The organism is Hymenobacter tenuis (assembly GCF_054780495.1).
On the sequence record NZ_BAAGWF010000007.1, the window covers coordinates 38,331 to 53,643 of the forward strand.

The window sequence follows — 15,313 nt, forward strand, 5'->3', positions numbered from 1 at the left end:
CATCTGGCCGGCTGCTACCAGCGGCCCCTTACCTTAAGAAGTTATGCCTACTCCTGTGAACGAGTTCAACCGCCCGGCCAAGCCCCCGGTCGCTTATTCCATCTTAGACCTGGCCATCGTCTCCCAAGGCGAGACGTTAAAGCAGACCCTGCACAAGTCGCTGGCGCTGGCGCAGGCCGCCGAGGCCGCCCACTACACCCGCTACTGGCTGGCCGAACATCATAACTCCGATAACATCGCCAGCAATGCGCCCCCGCTGCTCATCGGGTACGTGGCCGAAAACACTTCGACCATCCGGGTAGGCTCGGGCGGCATCATGCTGCCCAACCACTCGCCCCTGGTAGTGGCCGAGCAGTTCGGCACCCTGGCCCAGCTCTACCCCGGCCGCATCGACCTGGGGCTGGGCCGGGCCGCCGGCACCGACGGGCAAACCGCGCAGGCCATCCGCTCCGATTTTCGGGAGGCCGCCCAGGCGTTTCCCCAAGAGGTCGGCAAAATCCAGACGTATTTCTCGCCTGCTAACCGGCCGGCGGCCGTGCGGGCTCCCGTGGCCGAGGGCACCCAGGTGCCCCTGTACATCTTAGGGTCCAGCACCGACAGCGCCCACCTGGCGGCGAAGATGGGCCTGCCCTACGCGTTTGCCAGCCACTTTGCTTCCACGCACCTGCACCAGGCGCTACGGATTTATCGCCAGGAGTTTCAGCCGTCGGCCGTACTGCACCGGCCTTATACCATTGTGGCCCTCAACGCCTACGTGGCCGATACCGACGAAGCCGCCCAACGAGAGTTCACGAGCGTCATCCGGATGTTTGTGGGGATGTTGACGGGGCAAACGAAAGAGCCCCTGCAGCCGCCGACGGACATGACCGAAGAGCTGCACGACATGTGGCAGCATCCTTCCGTGCAGCAAATGCTGAAGTACTCCTTTGTCGGCAGCAAGCAAACCGTCAAGCAGCAGCTCCAAGCCTTTTTGCTTGAAACGCAGGCAGACGAGCTCATTACCGCATCCTCCATGTACGCCCTGGAAGACCGGCTCACATCCACCCGGCTGTTTGCAGAAATTATGCAGGAGCTGAACGAGAACAGGTAAAGCAACTCTGCTCCGTCACGGGGACCTCTGCCTGAGCACAGGGAGTTATTTCCTCAAGTACTTGAGGCAGTACGGGACGCCTTACCAAGCCCCTAACCTGTTAGGTGGTGCTTTGATAAGGCGTCCCTGCTGGGCTGAATCTTTGCGTGAGGCACTAACTATCTACCTGTTACTTGCCCGATTTTTTGCCATTTACCAAGGCTTGCAACTTGCCCTTGGTTTCTGGCATTGGCTGCAAAGCCAACGCTTTTTTAAAGTTCTCGATGGCTTCGGTTTTATTGCCGGTGGCCAGGTATAAATCACCCAGAGAATCATAGCAATTGGCGCTACCGGGATTGTTGGCCACGTTGAGTTTAAATAAACGTTCTGCCTTTTTAAACTGCTTGCTTCGCAGCATGGTATACCCCAGACTATTTACCTCGCTTTCACTGGGCTGGACTACGTACCCCATTTCTTTCGACACCTGCTGGTAATGGCTTACCAACAAGGCCTCTAAATCAACCTCGGGGTTTTTCAATTCACTGTCGTAGATTTTCAGCTTGTAGAAATCGTAAATGAACCGCAGCGCATCGTATGCGCCAATCAACCGCACAGAAGCATGGTTGTCGTTTGCATAAAACTTGGAGGCAAAGCGTAACCCATTGCCCTTGTTTTGGGAAAGCTCGTGAAGTAAGTTCAGGTTGCTGCGAATAAGAGCCGTCGAGGCACTGGTGTCTTGTCGTACGCTTACCGTGTCCATTCCTCTTTCCAGGCGATTGGCCATCGCGACATACAATTTTTTTCCTCTGTATTGACGAGCTGCTAAAAGGGTTTTGGCTTCCTTAACCACCTGTTGGTCTTTCCACCACAACGCCCCATCAAGCGACACATAAGAGTTAAATAAATTCGGCTGGTGCAGCAGCGTATTCACTACGGCTAAGCCTCCCACCGAATGGCCAATCAGGGTCTTGTACGGGGTGGTGGGATACCTAGAGTCGATGTAGGGAATCAGTTCTTTTTCGATAAACGACATGAACTTCTCCCCCTGGCCAATAGCCTTGGGATACTCCTTATCGGTGCCGGTGGTGAGTTCACGTAATCTATCTTCCTGGGCGATTCCCACTACAATCGTGGGCGGGCACAGGCTGGTTTCCTCCATGTGCTCCACGATGCTAACCACCGAAGTGAAATTCTCCGGTCCATCCAGCAGATAAATCACGGGATACCGTCCTTTGTCTTTGATTTTATTGCCCCCGTTGCTTTTAGGTATATGAATCAAGATAGTGCGTTTTTGTCCTAGGATGGTGGAGGGAATGGTTTCCTCAAAGCCTAAGGTCAAGGGGCCGTTTTCTTGCGCACTAGCCCCGAAGGAAAGTAACAGGAAAGCACTAAAACAAAGAAGAATTTTCATAGGGCTGCGGAAGTAAAAGAGGACAAGGGAAAACGTTTAGCGAATGGAATCTGGCACGTAAGGGTGGGCCGGCAAAGCGCCAGGATCCGATCAAGGCCGGCCCTGATAGCGGTCGACACAGGCGCGGAACGCCCAACGCTAGGAGGCGCTGAGGGCAGCCAGCGGCCAGCCGTAAAGCCCATGGCCATGGCAACCGGCTGGGTTTGTGCGGAGCTGCTTCCGGCTGAGGTCGCAGCCCATAAGCTCGATTTCCTGTCTCAGCGGCACGAGCGGCCGGTTGGAGTCCTCCCCGGTAGCTTATTATCTGCGCGAGCTGGGCCACGACTTCCGGCGTTATGGGCGAGTGGGTGTAGGCCAGGTAATACAGATTGTGGAGAGTATTGAAGAGGAAAGGCGGGTTAATCTGTGCCTTGAGGAACTGGAGTTCGGTGAGCAGCTGCGCATTTTCCAGGGCCCTGTTTTTAGCTTCCAGCGCGAACCAGTCCACTAAGAAGCGCAACAAACATGGCGATAAACACCACCACGAACAAGGTGCCGCTCGCCGTTCCCAGGATAATGCCCGGCGAGTGCAGGTACGCGACAGGCAGAACCGGCGGGGCGAAGTGTTGTAGCGCTTTCACTGTCAGCGCCACCACCAGCGCAAAGGCCGCGGCAGTCTCGAACAGATAGCGCCCAGTGCGGTAGTGGGCCAGCCACCGGGGCAGCGGGTAGCTATAATTCAGGTAGGCCAGTAGCACATTACACAGCAGTGGTATCAATACCCCGGGCAGAGCCTGCTGTCACCCGTAGGCTTGCTGGGTTTGGGAGAGATAGAACGAGCAGTAGATGCCCAAAAAGCGAGGTGCAGCAACAGCACCCGGTTGCCGATAAAGAAACACACGCATGAACAGCTGGCAAACGAAGCGTAAGTATACCGCCTTTGCTGGGGGGATGGAGGGCGCGGCGTCGCGTATTGGATACCTGTGAGTTGTAATTCGACCGTTGCCCGTTGTCGTTGCCCGATGCCAACTACGACGAGGAATCCCGCCGTACAGTAGGAGGCAAATCGAGAAATGTCGCGTGTATACAAGTGCCTCCCGCCGGCGAACGGCTAGTTTTGTAGGACCTCTTCACTTTTAAATCTTCTCACCGGATGACGAATTCTACTCCTCTTGCAACGGGTGCTCCAGTGCTCGGCTTACGGACCGTGATTTACGCGGCCCCCGATCTGGCGGCGGCTACTGCCTGGTACACCGACTGGTTGGGCCTGCCCCCTTATTTTCAGGAGCCCTTTTATGTGGGCTTTAACGTGGGCGGCTACGAACTGGGCCTCGACCCGCATGCCCAGCCCACACCGGGTAGTACGTTACCCTACCGGGGAGTGGCGGACATCGACGCGGCGTGGACTCGAGCGCTCGTGCTCGGTGCCCGGGCAGAGGCAGCCATTGCGGACGTGGGCGGCGGCATTAAAGCGGCGACGGTTCTGGATCCCTGGGGAAATCAGTTAGGCTTGCTGGAGAACCCGCATTTTTGTTTGTAAGGAGCTTCCTTAAGACACGAATAACAGCCCGAGATATCGGGTCCGCTCCTTGCTCGACTACCGTGCCAGCCTTCGTGTTGCGGTGCGCGGGCATGCTCCCGTCCTGGCTTAGTTCTCGCGCCGTGGACAGCGGGCAGGGGGAGTGCCCGCTCGAGTTGAAAGCCGTTGGGGTGCTACCTTTACGCCGCCCCTGGCGTTTCTAGCGCTGGATCTACTCCGCAATCCAAGTAATTTCGTCTCATGTCCATCACGTCCACCGCCGAACTCCATGGCATGCAGCAAGTCAGCGCCGCCGTGGCTACCACCCTCAAGCAAATGCGCGCTTACGCCCAGCCCGGCATGAGCACGCTGGAACTGGACGAGTATGGCGGCCGGCTGCTGGCTGCCCTGGGAGCCCGCTCGGCCCCCCGCCTGGCCTACGGCTTCCCGGGCTGGACCTGCATCAGCGTCAACCAGGAAGTGGCCCACGGCATCCCGGCGGCCCGCAAAACGTTGCAGGAGGGCGACCTGATCAACATTGACGTGTCGGCGGAGCTGAATGGTTTCTGGGGCGACAATGGCGGCTCGTTCGTGCTCGGCGCCGACCTGCACCAGCACCGCCCGTTGGTCGATGCCTCCCGGCAGATTTTGCGTACGGCCATCAGCCGCATCCGCGGGGGGGTGCGCATCGCCGAAGTCGGCGGGTTGATCGAGGCCGAAGCGCGCAAGTGCGGGTTTCGCGTTATCAAAAACCTGGTCGGCCACGGCATTGGCCGCAGCCTGCACGAGGAACCCCAGGAGATTCCCAACTACTTTGACCGGTACAACCTCAAGCGCTTTAAAAAGCACTCGGTGGTAGCCGTAGAAACCTTTATTTCAACCCGCGCCAGCATCGCCCACCAACTCGGCGACGGGTGGACGATGGCCACCAAGGACGGCAGCTACGTGGCCCAGCACGAGCACACGCTCATCGTGACGGACGGGCAGCCCATCATCCTCACCGAAGCCAACGGTATCTGGGACTAGCCGTTTCAGAGTGGCTCGGTCCGCGCTGTTGACCTGACTGCAACGAGCCTAACGGCTCGATGCTATCGCGTTTGTACTCGGCAAGCGAGGCAAAACATAGAGCATGAATTTGACGGCCAGCATGGTAATACCAGCAAAAATGACAGTAAATAATAGTACAAATTCGTTATAAACTTTTAAACCCCGTTATACTAATTTGTGCTATTTAATTCGATGACTTCCAGCTGGTTAGCTGCCACTGGGTTTTGTGCTTTGTGCTTTTTGCTTTTTTAATAGTCGCGCCCTAACAAGCAAGCCGTACAAAACTGACTTAGTCGACCTGCGCCAGCATGAGCTACCATCCAAATAAAGCACACGGAATGCAGCTGTGATGGAACTAACCTAGATGCCACACTTGTATACATGAACAAATGATCATACATTTGCAGCAACCTATGACGACCTCTGCCCCTGCCGCCGATCTGAACCTGACCACCGAGAAGATGGAGAAGGTGGCCTTTATCCTGAAGACCACGGCTCATCCCACCCGCATTGCCATCGTGCAGCTGCTGGCCAGTCAGGAAAGCCTGTCGGTCACGGATATCAGTGAAAAGCTTAATGTGGAGCAGTCGTTACTTTCCCATCACCTCACCGGTATGAAGCTCAAGGGCATTTTAAGTTCCCACCGCGAGGGCAAAAACATTTTCTACACCTTGAAGATGCGCGAGGTGGTGGACGTGATTCAGTGCTTGGCCGGCTGCACCTTCCTGTAAGGGAGCCGGCTTTTTTTTAACTAAATACATGAACATTAGTTCATAGATACATACGTTCACCCGTTCATCCATGTACCACCTCTTCGGCTACTTCGCGGCCATCGTCATCGGTCTGTCCCTCGGCATTATGGGCGGGGGCGGCTCTATTCTCACCGTGCCGGTGCTGGTATACCTGATGGGGGTAAGCCCGGTGCTGAGCACGGCGTATTCCCTGTTCGTGGTGGGCTCCACTTCGGTGGTGGGCGCCTCGGGCTACTTCCGCAAGGGCCTCGTGTCCTTTCCTACGGCGCTGGTTTTCCTGGCTACGTCGCTGGTGTCGGTGTTTCTCACTCGCAAGGTGGTGATGCCCGCCATTCCGCAGGATCTGTTCACCATCGGCAACCTGGCTTTCACCAAGGATCTGCTGGTGCTGGTGGCCTTTGCCGGGCTGATGGTGGCGGCCGCGGCTTCCATGATCCGCACCAGCCAGGCCGAAGAAGTTCTGGAAGATGATCTCCATCATACCCATGGTAGTAGCTACCTCCTTATTTTGACGGTGGGCGCCGTGATAGGCGTGCTAACCGGCTTTGTGGGCGCGGGCGGAGGCTTTCTGATTATTCCCGCCCTGGTGCTGTTGGCCCGCCTGCCCATGAAAACGGCGGTGGGCACCTCCCTGGTCATCATTGCGGTGAATTCCTTGATGGGGTTCGCTGGGGACCTGAGCGCGGGTACCCCCGTCGACTGGCCCTTCCTGCTGGGTTTTCTGGCCTTTGCCGTGGCCGGCATCGTGCTCGGCACCTACCTCGCCCGCTTTATCCCGGGGGCCCGGCTCAAACCGGCTTTCGGCTGGTTTACCCTGGCCATGGGCACTTTTATCCTGATCCGGGAGCTGCTGTTTCAGTAAGCCCCTTGCCCCTTCCTAAGCCGGAGCTTTTCCCGTTTCCTACGACTTTTCCTCCTCACCCTACCAACCGCTTTTGGTCATGAAAATCGAACAGTTTGACGACAAGGGCCTGGCCCACTTTTCCTACGCCATCCTCAGCGAGTGCGCCCGCCAAATCGTGCTCATCGACCCGGCCCGCGACCCGCAGCCCTACTATGACTACGCGAGGGCCCACGACGCCAAAATCGTGAGCGTCATCGAAACCCACCCCCACGCCGACTTTGTGAGCAGCCACCTGGAAATTGCCCGGCAGACCGGCGCCACCATCCGCGTAAGTAAGCTACTGGGGGCCGATTATGCGCACGAAGCCTTCGACAAGGGCCAGGAGTTTACCATCGGCAAGCTCACCTTCCGGGCCCTGAACACCCCCGGCCACTCGCCGGACTCCATCAGCATTGTGCTCCGCCGCGAAGGCCAGGACGTGGCCGTGTTCACCGGCGACACCCTCTTCATCGGGGATGTAGGCCGCCCTGACCTGCGCGAGAAGGCCGGCAACCTAACCGCCCAGCGCGAGGAGCTGGCCCGGCAGCTGTACCACTCCCTGCGCGCGAAACTGATGCCCCTCGCCGGTGACGTGCTGGTCTACCCCGCCCACGGCGCGGGCTCGCTCTGCGGCAAGGCCCTGAGCGGCGCTAGCAGCAGCACCATGGCCAACGAGAAGTTCAGTAACCCCATGCTGCGGGACCTGAGCGAAGAGGAGTTTGTACAAGAGCTGCTCCAGGACCAGCCCTTCATCCCCAAGTACTTTGGCTACGACGTGGCCCTGAACAAGGCCGGGGCTCCGGCCTACGCGCCCAGCGTGCAGCGGGTGCCGCGCCTGGCGCCCGGCACCACCCTGGAAACCGGTGTACCAGTAGTGGACACCCGCCCCGAAGCCGAGTTCAAACAAGGCCACGTAGCCGGCGCCCTCAACATCCAGCAGGGCGGCAAGTTTGAAACCTGGCTGGGCTCCATCGTGGGCCCCGAGGAGTCCTTTTACCTGATCGCCGCCGACGAGGCGATTCTTGAGGACCTGATCCGGAAAACAACCAAAATCGGCTACGAAGCCCTGATTAAAGGCGCATTGGTTGGCTCGCCCTCCACCGAGGCTTCTATGCCCCAGCTCAACATGGAGCAGTTCCGCCAGCACCCGGAGGCCTACACCATCGTGGATATTCGCAACGCCCCGGAAACCAAGGCCGAGCCGCTGTTTGCCGGCGCGCTGCACATCCCGCTGCCCGAGCTGCGCGAGCGGGCCCCCGAAATCCCCACCGGCAAGCCCGTGGTCGTGCACTGCGCCGGCGGCTACCGTTCGGCCGCGGGCTCCAGCATCATAGCGGCCGCCCGGCCCCGGGCTATAGTGTATGACCTAGGCGAAGCAGTCAAGTCCTTCCAGACGGCTACGTCCACCCATTAACTCTGCGGAGTATGCCGCCGCCCGGCCCTGGCGGGCGGCGGCCTGGTTTCGCAGCCCTCCCCTACCCTATCTCACCATGTTCAAACTTTTTTATTCCGCTGCCAAAGCGTACCAAAACCTGAAGCCGGCGGAGTTTGCTGCCGGCCTGCGCCAGCCCGGCGCCGTGCTGCTGGACGTGCGCCGCCCCGATGAGTTTGCCCTAGGCCACCTGCCCGGAGCCATAAACATCGACGTGACCAGTCCGGATTTTGCCCGGCGCGTAGCCGCCCTCGACCAGGCCCAGCCCACCTACGTGTACTGCCGCAGTGGGGCGCGCTCGGCCACGGCCGCAACGCAGCTCACCAAAGCGGGCTTTACCACCGTGGCCAACCTGCTCGCCGGCGTACTGGATTGGCCCGGAAAGCTGGTTTGCTAAACTTTTGCCCCCTTTTTTGCCCCGACCATGAGCTCCCTACCTAATTCCAAACAGCACTGGGATACCCTGTATGCAACCAAGCAGCCCCAGGAGGTCAGCTGGACCCAACCGGTGCCCACGGCGTCCCTGGACTTTATTCGTTCTAGTGCCCTGCCCCGGGATGCTCCCATCATCGACATTGGCGGGGGCGACAGCCGCCTGGTGGACCACCTGCTGGCGGAGGGCTACCACGACCTGACAGTGCTCGACATCTCGGGCACTGCCCTCAGCAAAGCCCGCCAGCGGCTGGGCCAGCAAAGCCAGCAAGTCCGCTGGATCGAGGCGGATATCCGGACGTTTGTGCCCGACCGCTCCTACGCCCTGTGGCACGACCGGGCCGCCTTTCACTTCCTGACTGCGCCCCCGGAAGCTGCCCGCTACCTGGCGCTTGCCCGGCAGGCCCTACACCCCGGGGGCTATCTGGTGCTGGGCACATTTTCCCTGACCGGGCCGGACCGGTGCAGCGGGCTGCCCGTGCAGCAATACAGTGAGGCCACGCTTTCGGCGCGGGTACCCGAGGGGTTTGCCAAAGTACGCTGCTGGCAGCAGGACCACCTGACCCCTTTTCAGACCACTCAACCTTTTTTATTCTGTGCCTTTCGCCGGACGGCGGAGGCCCTGTCCCTCTGACTTTCAACCCTTATGCTTGAGTTACTTCGCCAGCCCTGGCCCTGGTACGTGGCCGGCCCCCTGATCGGGCTGACCGTACCGGCTTTGCTGCTCCTGGGCAACAAAGCCCTGGGCATCAGCTCCTCGCTGCGCCACGTCTGCGCCGCCTGCCTGCCCGCCGGCATCCCCTTCCTGACCTACCACTGGCGCGCGGAAATCTGGAACCTCTTCTTTGTGCTCGGCATCGCCCTCGGCGGCTTCCTTGGCTACCAGCTCCTGGGCCACCCCGAGACCATTGCCATCTCCCCCGAAACCGTGCGCGACCTGCAAGCACAGATGGGGTTGACCGACTTCACGGGCCTGCTGCCCCAGGAGCTCTTCGCCCTGGAAAATTTGTTGAACTGGAAAGGCTGGGTGTTTTTGGTGCTCGGGGGCTTTCTGGTCGGCTTCGGCACGCGCTACGCCGGGGGCTGCACCTCCGGCCACGCCATCTCGGGCCTGGCCAACCTGCAGTGGGCGTCGCTGGTGGCCGTGGTCGGCTTCTTTGTCGGCGGCCTGCTCATGACCTGGGTGGTGTATCCCCTCCTGTTTTAACCCGCCTGCTTCATGAAAAACCTGAAATACCTGGTGCTGGGCGTCTTGTTCGGCCTTATCCTGACCAAAAGCGAAGTTATCAGCTGGTGGCGCATCCAGGAGATGTTCCGCTTCCAGTCCTTCCACATGTACGGCATCATCGGCTCGGCTATTCTGGTAGGCCTCGTGTCCATCCAGCTCATCAAGCGCTACCGCCTCAAAACTATCAGTGGGGATGCCATCATCCTTGCCGACAAAAAGTACAGCCACGGCACTTGGATCGGGGGCGTCATCTTCGGGCTGGGCTGGGCCCTGACCGGCGCCTGCCCCGGGCCCCTGTTTGCCCAGCTGGGCAGCGGGGTGGCCGGTGCCGCGGTGCTTATCCTGGCCGCCCTGGCCGGTACCTGGACCTACAGCGCCCTGCGCGAAAAGCTCCCGCACTAGCCCCCGCCCCCCCTGAAACCGGTCGAAACCGGACTAGCTTCGCAACCCGCTTATCCTTGCGCAGCGTCTTTTCCAGCTTTCCTCCTGGCTTCTATTGATGTTGCTTTCTAATGATCTGCCGGCTTTTGCCGGTCTATTAAATGAGGTAAAACAGGAGATTCGCCGAGCCCAGATGCGGGGCGGGCGGCCCGGGCCGCCACCAGCGAACTGCTCGTCTGGTACTGCCGCTTCGTCCGCCTCATTCTGGAGCAGCAGGCCCAGCAAGGATGAGAAGCGAAAGTCACCGATTAATCAGCAACGGAACTGCAGCGCGAATTCTGAGCCCTGCAAGGGCTCTCGAGGCACAATCTCAAGTACATACGCCGCCTTGCCCAAGCCTACCCGCACGAAGCATTTGTGCAAGCTACCCTTGCACAAATACCTTGCTACCATCACTTGTCGCTGCTGAAGAAAGCAAAGACGAACCGACTCGCCTGTTCTATAGCGAAGCCACGGCTGGTCCGGCGACGTGCTGGTGCATCCGATTGAGAACACTAGCTCAGAACAGGCTCTAAACGGACGTGGCCGTTGCGAAACTGCCAACTTAAGCGTACTCGTATCAGAGACGGGTAATCAGCTGGCGGAAAGGCAGCATAAGTAGCCTATTATGAAGCAAATGGCGAACGATTTGTCAACTGGTACCGGGGCCGACCTGCTGGGGAAGAAGTTGGGTACCGTACACCGGCAGGACGAGCTGCCCATGGGAAATACCCTTTTGGGGCTGGTTATTAATATTTGGCCTTATCAATCAACAGGATGGTCTGCAACAGCACATTGGCGCCGTTGGCGACATCCCCTGGTTTGGTCAATTCTTGGGGCGAATGGCTGATGCCCCCTACGCTGGGCACGAAAATCATGGCCACGGGGGCAATCACGGCCATTTCCTGGGAATCGTGGCCGGCCCCGCTTTGCATCAGCTTGGTGCTCAGCCCCAGGCCCTTGGCCGCGGTCTGGACAGCTTGCTGCAATGCCTTATCCGTGAGCGCTGGTTTGGAGGCGTTGGCTTGCCTCTCGAACCGGATGGTGGTGCGGCTGGCCGTGGCGATGGCCGCCGCCCGGCGCTCGATTTCTTGAAAGAGCGTTTCGATTTTAGCGGCGTCCAAATCCCGGATTTCCAAGCCCAGGACCACTTTGCCGGGAATCACGTTGTAGGCGCTGGGGGTGACGGCTAGTTTACCAATCGTGCCCACCTGGTTTCCGGGCACCGAGGTGACAACTTCGTTGACGGCGATGACCAGCCGGGACGCCGCCAGCAAGGCGTCTTGCCGCGCGTTCATGGGGGTGGTGCCGGCGTGGTTGGCAAACCCCTCCACGGTGACTTCCCAATGCACAATGCCCACAATGCCTTCCACCACCCCAATCTGAACGTTTTCCCGCGCCAGAATTCCTCCTTGTTCGATGTGCAGCTCCACCCAGGCCCGCAGGGCTCCCCTTTGGCGGACCGCCGACTGGATGTTGTCGGGGTTGCCCCCAATCGCCCGGATGCCTTCGGCCATGGTGAGCCCGCTTTGGCTTTTTTGCTGCAACCCCGCGGGGGTTAAGCCCCCGGCCATGGCCATGCTGCCCACGGTGCCGCCTTCCTCGTTGGAAAAAATGATGACTTCCAGCGGGTGCTCGGTGCGCATTTTGCGCTCGTTCAGCACGTCAATGACTTCCAGCGCGCCCAGCGCCCCCAGCGGGCCGTCGTAGTTGCCCCCGTCGGGCACCATGTCGATGTGCGAGCCAAAGGCAATGGGGGCAAGCTTGGGATTGCTCCCGGGCCGCTTGCCCACAATGTTGCCGGCCGCATCGATGGCCGGGTTTAGCCCCGCTTGTTTCATTTGCGCGATAAGCCAGGCTCTTCCGTCGATGTCTCCTTTGGTAAACGCGACCCGGTAGCCGTGGCCTCGGTCGTCCCGGCCAAACTTGGCCAGGTCGGCCAGGCGGGCCACCAGGCGCGCTTCGTTCACCCGCAAGGGGGTGCCCGCCGCCGCGCTTTGCCCGTAGGCCCCCAGCAGGCCCAGGGCACTGGTACCCAAGGCGATGACCGACGCATTCTTGATAAAGGTTCTTCTTTTCATCACGGTTTTTTCTAGATAAGCGAAACGCCCCCTGCCAAGCCCTCAGCAGGGGTTAACCAGCGGGCCTGGGTTAAAACCGGGGCGTGCAGGGGCCGGCGTCCGCCCCAGCCCCTCGCCGCGGGGTTGGCGCCCGTGCGGTTGACTTCTACTTGCCCGCCCTTCATCACCCACTTCACGTACTCGATGACAACCTGAATGTCCTGGAGCGGGTCGCCTTCGAAGGCCACGATGTCGGCGTAGTAGCCGGGGGCGAGGGCTCCCAGGGAGCTTTCCATGCCCAACATCTCGGCCCCGGTGGTGGTGGCGGTGCGCAAGGCCTGTGCCGGGCTCAGGCCGGCTTTGACAAACCAGGCCAGCTCGCGGGTGTTCTCGCCGAAGCCCGTGAAGACGGCGTCCGAGCCCATGGTCATTTTCACGTGCGCTTTCACCGCCCGCTGCACCGTCGCAAAGTTTTTGGCCCCGTACTGGTTTAACCCGGCCACCACGGCCGAGTCGTACCCGTACTCGGCGCGGTGGGCGATGTAGTAGCGGTTGTGCTCAACGGTGGGCCCGTAAATCGTGCCCTGCCGGGCCATGGCGGCCAGCGTGGCGTCGTCCAGGTCAATGGCGTGCTCCACGGTGTTGGTGCCGGCCCGCACCGCGTCGCGGGCCCCGTCGGGGCCGTAGGAATGAATGGCGATGCGCTTGCCGGCGCGGTGCGCCACGTCGGCGGCGACCTTCATCTCCTCGTAACTAAAGGTCTGGAAGCCCGTCACGTCCTGGTCGCTGCCGGTCGAGCCGTACATCTTCACCCAGTCGGCCCCGGCGGCCAGCTGCTGCCGCGCCGCGCGCTGCACCTCGGCCACGCCGTCGCACTGCCCGGGGTCGGTCACGGCCCCCGCCATGTCCGGCGGTCCGCTGATGTGCAGGCCATTGCCGGCCACGAACATGCGCGGCCCGGGCATGGCGCCCCGGTTGATAAGCGCGCGCATGGCCAGGTCCATCCCGTCGGAAGAACCCAGGTCGCGGACGGTGGTGACGCCCGTTTCCAGCGCCTTGCGGGCGTTTTCCTGGGCCAGAAACACCGTCACGGCCGGCCCTAGCGTGCCCAGCTGCTGCCACGGGGTGCTGCCGGGCGTTTGGTCCCAGTAAAAAGTCAGGTGGGTGTGCGCGCCGATGAGCCCGGGAATGGCGGTGTAGGCCCGCAGGTCGCTGGCTTCGGCATGGGCGGGAATCACCACGTCCTTTTCCGGGCCGACCGCCACGATGCGGTCGGCCTGCACCAGGATCACGCCGTTGGGCAGCACCCGCCCCCGGCCGTCAATCACCTGGCCGAAGCGCAGGGCCTTCACCTGGGCGCTCAACTGGGAAGGACAGTGCACCAGCAGGAAAGCAAGCAGCACAAAGGGGCTTTGGGACATGCGATTGGAGGGAAAACAACCTACTGGGCCGGGCCTTTCCCGGGCAGCGCGGGAAAGCGGGCCGGCGCCCGGCGGTGGTGGGTGGCCTGCTCGTAGGCGTAGGCGTATTTGATGAGCGTGGGCTCGGCAAATGAGCGGCCCAGGAACTGCAGGCCGGCCGGCAGCTGGTCGTAGGTAAAGCCCATGGGCACCGTGAAGGCCGGCTGTCCGGTATGCGGGGCAATCAGCTGGCTATTGTCGCCCTGGTAGCCCTTAAGATCGCCGATTCTGGCCGGGGGGTTATTCCAAGTGGGGTACACCAGCGCGCCCACGTTATGGGCATCCATGGCGGCGGTTACCGCCGCTCGAAAGGCGATGCGGCGCGGGTCGGTGTAGGCCTCGCCGCGGCCGGCTTCGGCGGCGCTGGGGCTCACGCCGTGGGCGAGTTCGTCCTGCAGGTTTTCCTTGATGTAAGCCGAATACTGGCCCGCGGCCAGTACCTGATCGATGTTGTGCACCGGCGAACGCGGCCCCAGCGCGGCCAGGTACTGGTTGACGTCGTGCTTGAAAACGGAACTCCACTGATTAGCGCTCACCCGGTCAAAATCCGGTATTTCCACGTCCACGACCGTCGCCCCGGCCCGGCGCAAATCCGCCACGGCCCGCTCGAAAAGGGCTTTTATCTGCGGGTCGGGGTGGCGCTCGCTCAGCGTGCGCAGCACCCCGATGCGGGCCCCCTGCAGGCCCTTGGGGTCCAGAAACGACGGGTAGCCAGCGGCCGGCCGCTGGCCGGCGCCGTAGCGGGTGAGCGGGTCGGCGGGGTCGGGGCCGGTGGCCATGGCCTCGAGCAGCCGGGCCGCGTCGGCCACGGAGCGGGCCATGGGGCCGCCGGTGTCGTTGCGCAGGTAGAGCGGCGCGATGCCGGCCCGGCTCAGCAGCCCCAGCGTGGGCCGGAACCCGACGAGGGCGGTGTGCGACGAGGGCCCGCGGATGGAGTTGCCCGTGTCGGTGCCCAGGCCCGCCGTGCCGAAGCTGGCGGCCACGGCCGCCGCCGTGCCGCCGCTCGATCCCGCCGGCACGTGGGCCAGGTTGTAGGGGTTGCGGGTTTCGCCGGCAATCGAGCTGATGCTGACCATGGGGCTGAAGGCCCACTCGGCCATGTTGGCCTTGGCCAGCACGATGGCGCCCGCGGCTTTCAGGGCCTTTACCACCGTGGCGTCCGCGTCGGGGGCAAAGCCCCGGAGGGCCACCGAGCCGGCCGCGGTTTGCAGGCCGGCCGTGTTGTAGTTGTCCTTCACAATCAGGGCCGTGCAGTGCAGCGGCCGCAGCTTGCCGCTGCGGCGGTATTCGGCGTCGAGCTGCCGAGCGGTTTCCAGCGCGGAGGGGTTCGTGACCACGATGGCGTTGAGGCGGGTGGGCTGGTCGAAGGCGGCAATGCGGGCCTGGTAGGCCCGCACCAGCTGCTCGCAAGTGCAGTCGCCGCGCTGCAGGGCCCGCTGCACGTCGCTAATCGAGGCCTCCGTCACGTCGAAAGGCGGGCGGTTCGCTGGCTGCTCCGGCGGGGCGGAACGGCCGCAGCCGGTGGCTAGCCAGGCAATACTAAGCAAGCGAAAAAGCAGGAAACCAATCTTTGGCAGCATGGCGGGGCGCGGGAAGGATGTCCGAAAATAGTATTTTTTCG

16 protein-coding genes are annotated in these 15,313 nt (G+C 61.4%); 10 read left to right on the forward strand and 6 right to left on the reverse strand.

Annotated elements, in window-relative coordinates:
* Positions 1-43: 43 nt before the first annotated feature.
* Positions 44-1,090 (forward strand): LLM class flavin-dependent oxidoreductase, encoded by a 1,047-nt coding sequence (locus tag ACYVGU_RS19915; protein WP_460623542.1) that lies wholly within the window; start codon positions 44-46, stop codon positions 1,088-1,090.
* A 169-nt stretch (positions 1,091-1,259) separates the two neighbouring features.
* Here the strand turns inward: ACYVGU_RS19915 and ACYVGU_RS19920 are convergent, their stop codons facing one another.
* From ACYVGU_RS19920 to ACYVGU_RS19930, 3 genes are read right to left on the reverse strand one after another with little or no spacing between them, the layout of a single operon-like run.
* Positions 1,260-2,480 (reverse strand): alpha/beta hydrolase-fold protein, encoded by a 1,221-nt coding sequence (locus ACYVGU_RS19920; RefSeq protein WP_460623543.1) that lies wholly within the window; start codon positions 2,478-2,480, stop codon positions 1,260-1,262.
* Entirely contained in the window at positions 2,458-2,967 is a 510-nt protein-coding gene (locus tag ACYVGU_RS19925; protein ID WP_460623570.1) for a histidine kinase, read from the reverse strand. The genes ACYVGU_RS19920 and ACYVGU_RS19925 overlap by 23 nt, the downstream gene beginning before the upstream one ends.
* Positions 2,942-3,238, reverse strand: a complete 297-nt coding sequence (locus ACYVGU_RS19930) for a hypothetical protein (RefSeq protein WP_460623544.1) — start codon at positions 3,236-3,238, stop codon at positions 2,942-2,944. Before ACYVGU_RS19930 ends, ACYVGU_RS19925 begins: the two co-directional genes overlap by 26 nt.
* 374 nt (positions 3,239-3,612) lie before the next feature.
* On the opposite strand from ACYVGU_RS19930, the gene ACYVGU_RS19935 reads away from it, so the two are divergent.
* From ACYVGU_RS19935 to ACYVGU_RS19975, 9 genes are all read left to right on the forward strand, one after another.
* Positions 3,613-3,999: a VOC family protein gene (locus ACYVGU_RS19935; protein ID WP_460623545.1), complete on the forward strand. Its 387-nt coding sequence runs from the start codon at positions 3,613-3,615 to the stop codon at positions 3,997-3,999.
* Between the two features lie 240 nt (positions 4,000-4,239).
* A complete protein-coding gene (gene map, locus ACYVGU_RS19940; protein ID WP_460623546.1) occupies positions 4,240-5,004 on the forward strand; it encodes a type I methionyl aminopeptidase in 765 nt (254 codons plus the stop codon).
* A 434-nt stretch (positions 5,005-5,438) separates the two neighbouring features.
* Positions 5,439-5,756, forward strand: a complete 318-nt coding sequence (locus ACYVGU_RS19945) for an ArsR/SmtB family transcription factor (protein WP_460623547.1) — start codon at positions 5,439-5,441, stop codon at positions 5,754-5,756.
* A 70-nt stretch (positions 5,757-5,826) separates the two neighbouring features.
* On the forward strand, positions 5,827-6,639 hold the full coding sequence (locus tag ACYVGU_RS19950; protein ID WP_460623548.1) for a sulfite exporter TauE/SafE family protein: 813 nt from the start codon (positions 5,827-5,829) through the stop codon (positions 6,637-6,639).
* 79 nt (positions 6,640-6,718) lie between these two features.
* Complete coding sequence (locus ACYVGU_RS19955) at positions 6,719-8,074, forward strand: rhodanese-like domain-containing protein (RefSeq protein WP_460623549.1); 1,356 nt, start codon at positions 6,719-6,721, stop codon at positions 8,072-8,074.
* 76 nt (positions 8,075-8,150) lie between these two features.
* The gene (locus tag ACYVGU_RS19960) at positions 8,151-8,489 is read left to right on the forward strand and encodes a rhodanese-like domain-containing protein (protein WP_460615289.1); all 339 of its coding nucleotides are present in this window, start codon (positions 8,151-8,153) and stop codon (positions 8,487-8,489) included.
* A gap of 27 nt (positions 8,490-8,516) precedes the next feature.
* On the forward strand, positions 8,517-9,158 hold the full coding sequence (locus ACYVGU_RS19965; protein ID WP_460623550.1) for a class I SAM-dependent methyltransferase: 642 nt from the start codon (positions 8,517-8,519) through the stop codon (positions 9,156-9,158).
* Positions 9,159-9,170: 12 nt separating this feature from the next.
* Positions 9,171-9,731: a YeeE/YedE family protein gene (locus ACYVGU_RS19970; protein WP_460623551.1), complete on the forward strand. Its 561-nt coding sequence runs from the start codon at positions 9,171-9,173 to the stop codon at positions 9,729-9,731.
* Between the two features lie 12 nt (positions 9,732-9,743).
* A complete protein-coding gene (locus tag ACYVGU_RS19975; RefSeq protein ID WP_460615286.1) occupies positions 9,744-10,154 on the forward strand; it encodes a DUF6691 family protein in 411 nt (136 codons plus the stop codon).
* A 767-nt stretch (positions 10,155-10,921) separates the two neighbouring features.
* Here the strand turns inward: ACYVGU_RS19975 and ACYVGU_RS19980 are convergent.
* The 3 genes from ACYVGU_RS19980 to ACYVGU_RS19990 form a co-directional block, all read right to left on the reverse strand.
* The gene (locus tag ACYVGU_RS19980) at positions 10,922-12,253 is read right to left on the reverse strand and encodes a Zn-dependent hydrolase (protein WP_460615285.1); all 1,332 of its coding nucleotides are present in this window, start codon (positions 12,251-12,253) and stop codon (positions 10,922-10,924) included.
* A gap of 11 nt (positions 12,254-12,264) precedes the next feature.
* Positions 12,265-13,470, reverse strand: coding sequence for a metal-dependent hydrolase family protein (locus tag ACYVGU_RS19985; protein WP_460623552.1), 1,206 nt, complete (start codon positions 13,468-13,470; stop codon positions 12,265-12,267).
* A gap of 203 nt (positions 13,471-13,673) precedes the next feature.
* The gene (locus tag ACYVGU_RS19990) at positions 13,674-15,272 is read right to left on the reverse strand and encodes an amidase (protein ID WP_460623553.1); all 1,599 of its coding nucleotides are present in this window, start codon (positions 15,270-15,272) and stop codon (positions 13,674-13,676) included.
* Positions 15,273-15,313: the final 41 nt, after the last annotated feature.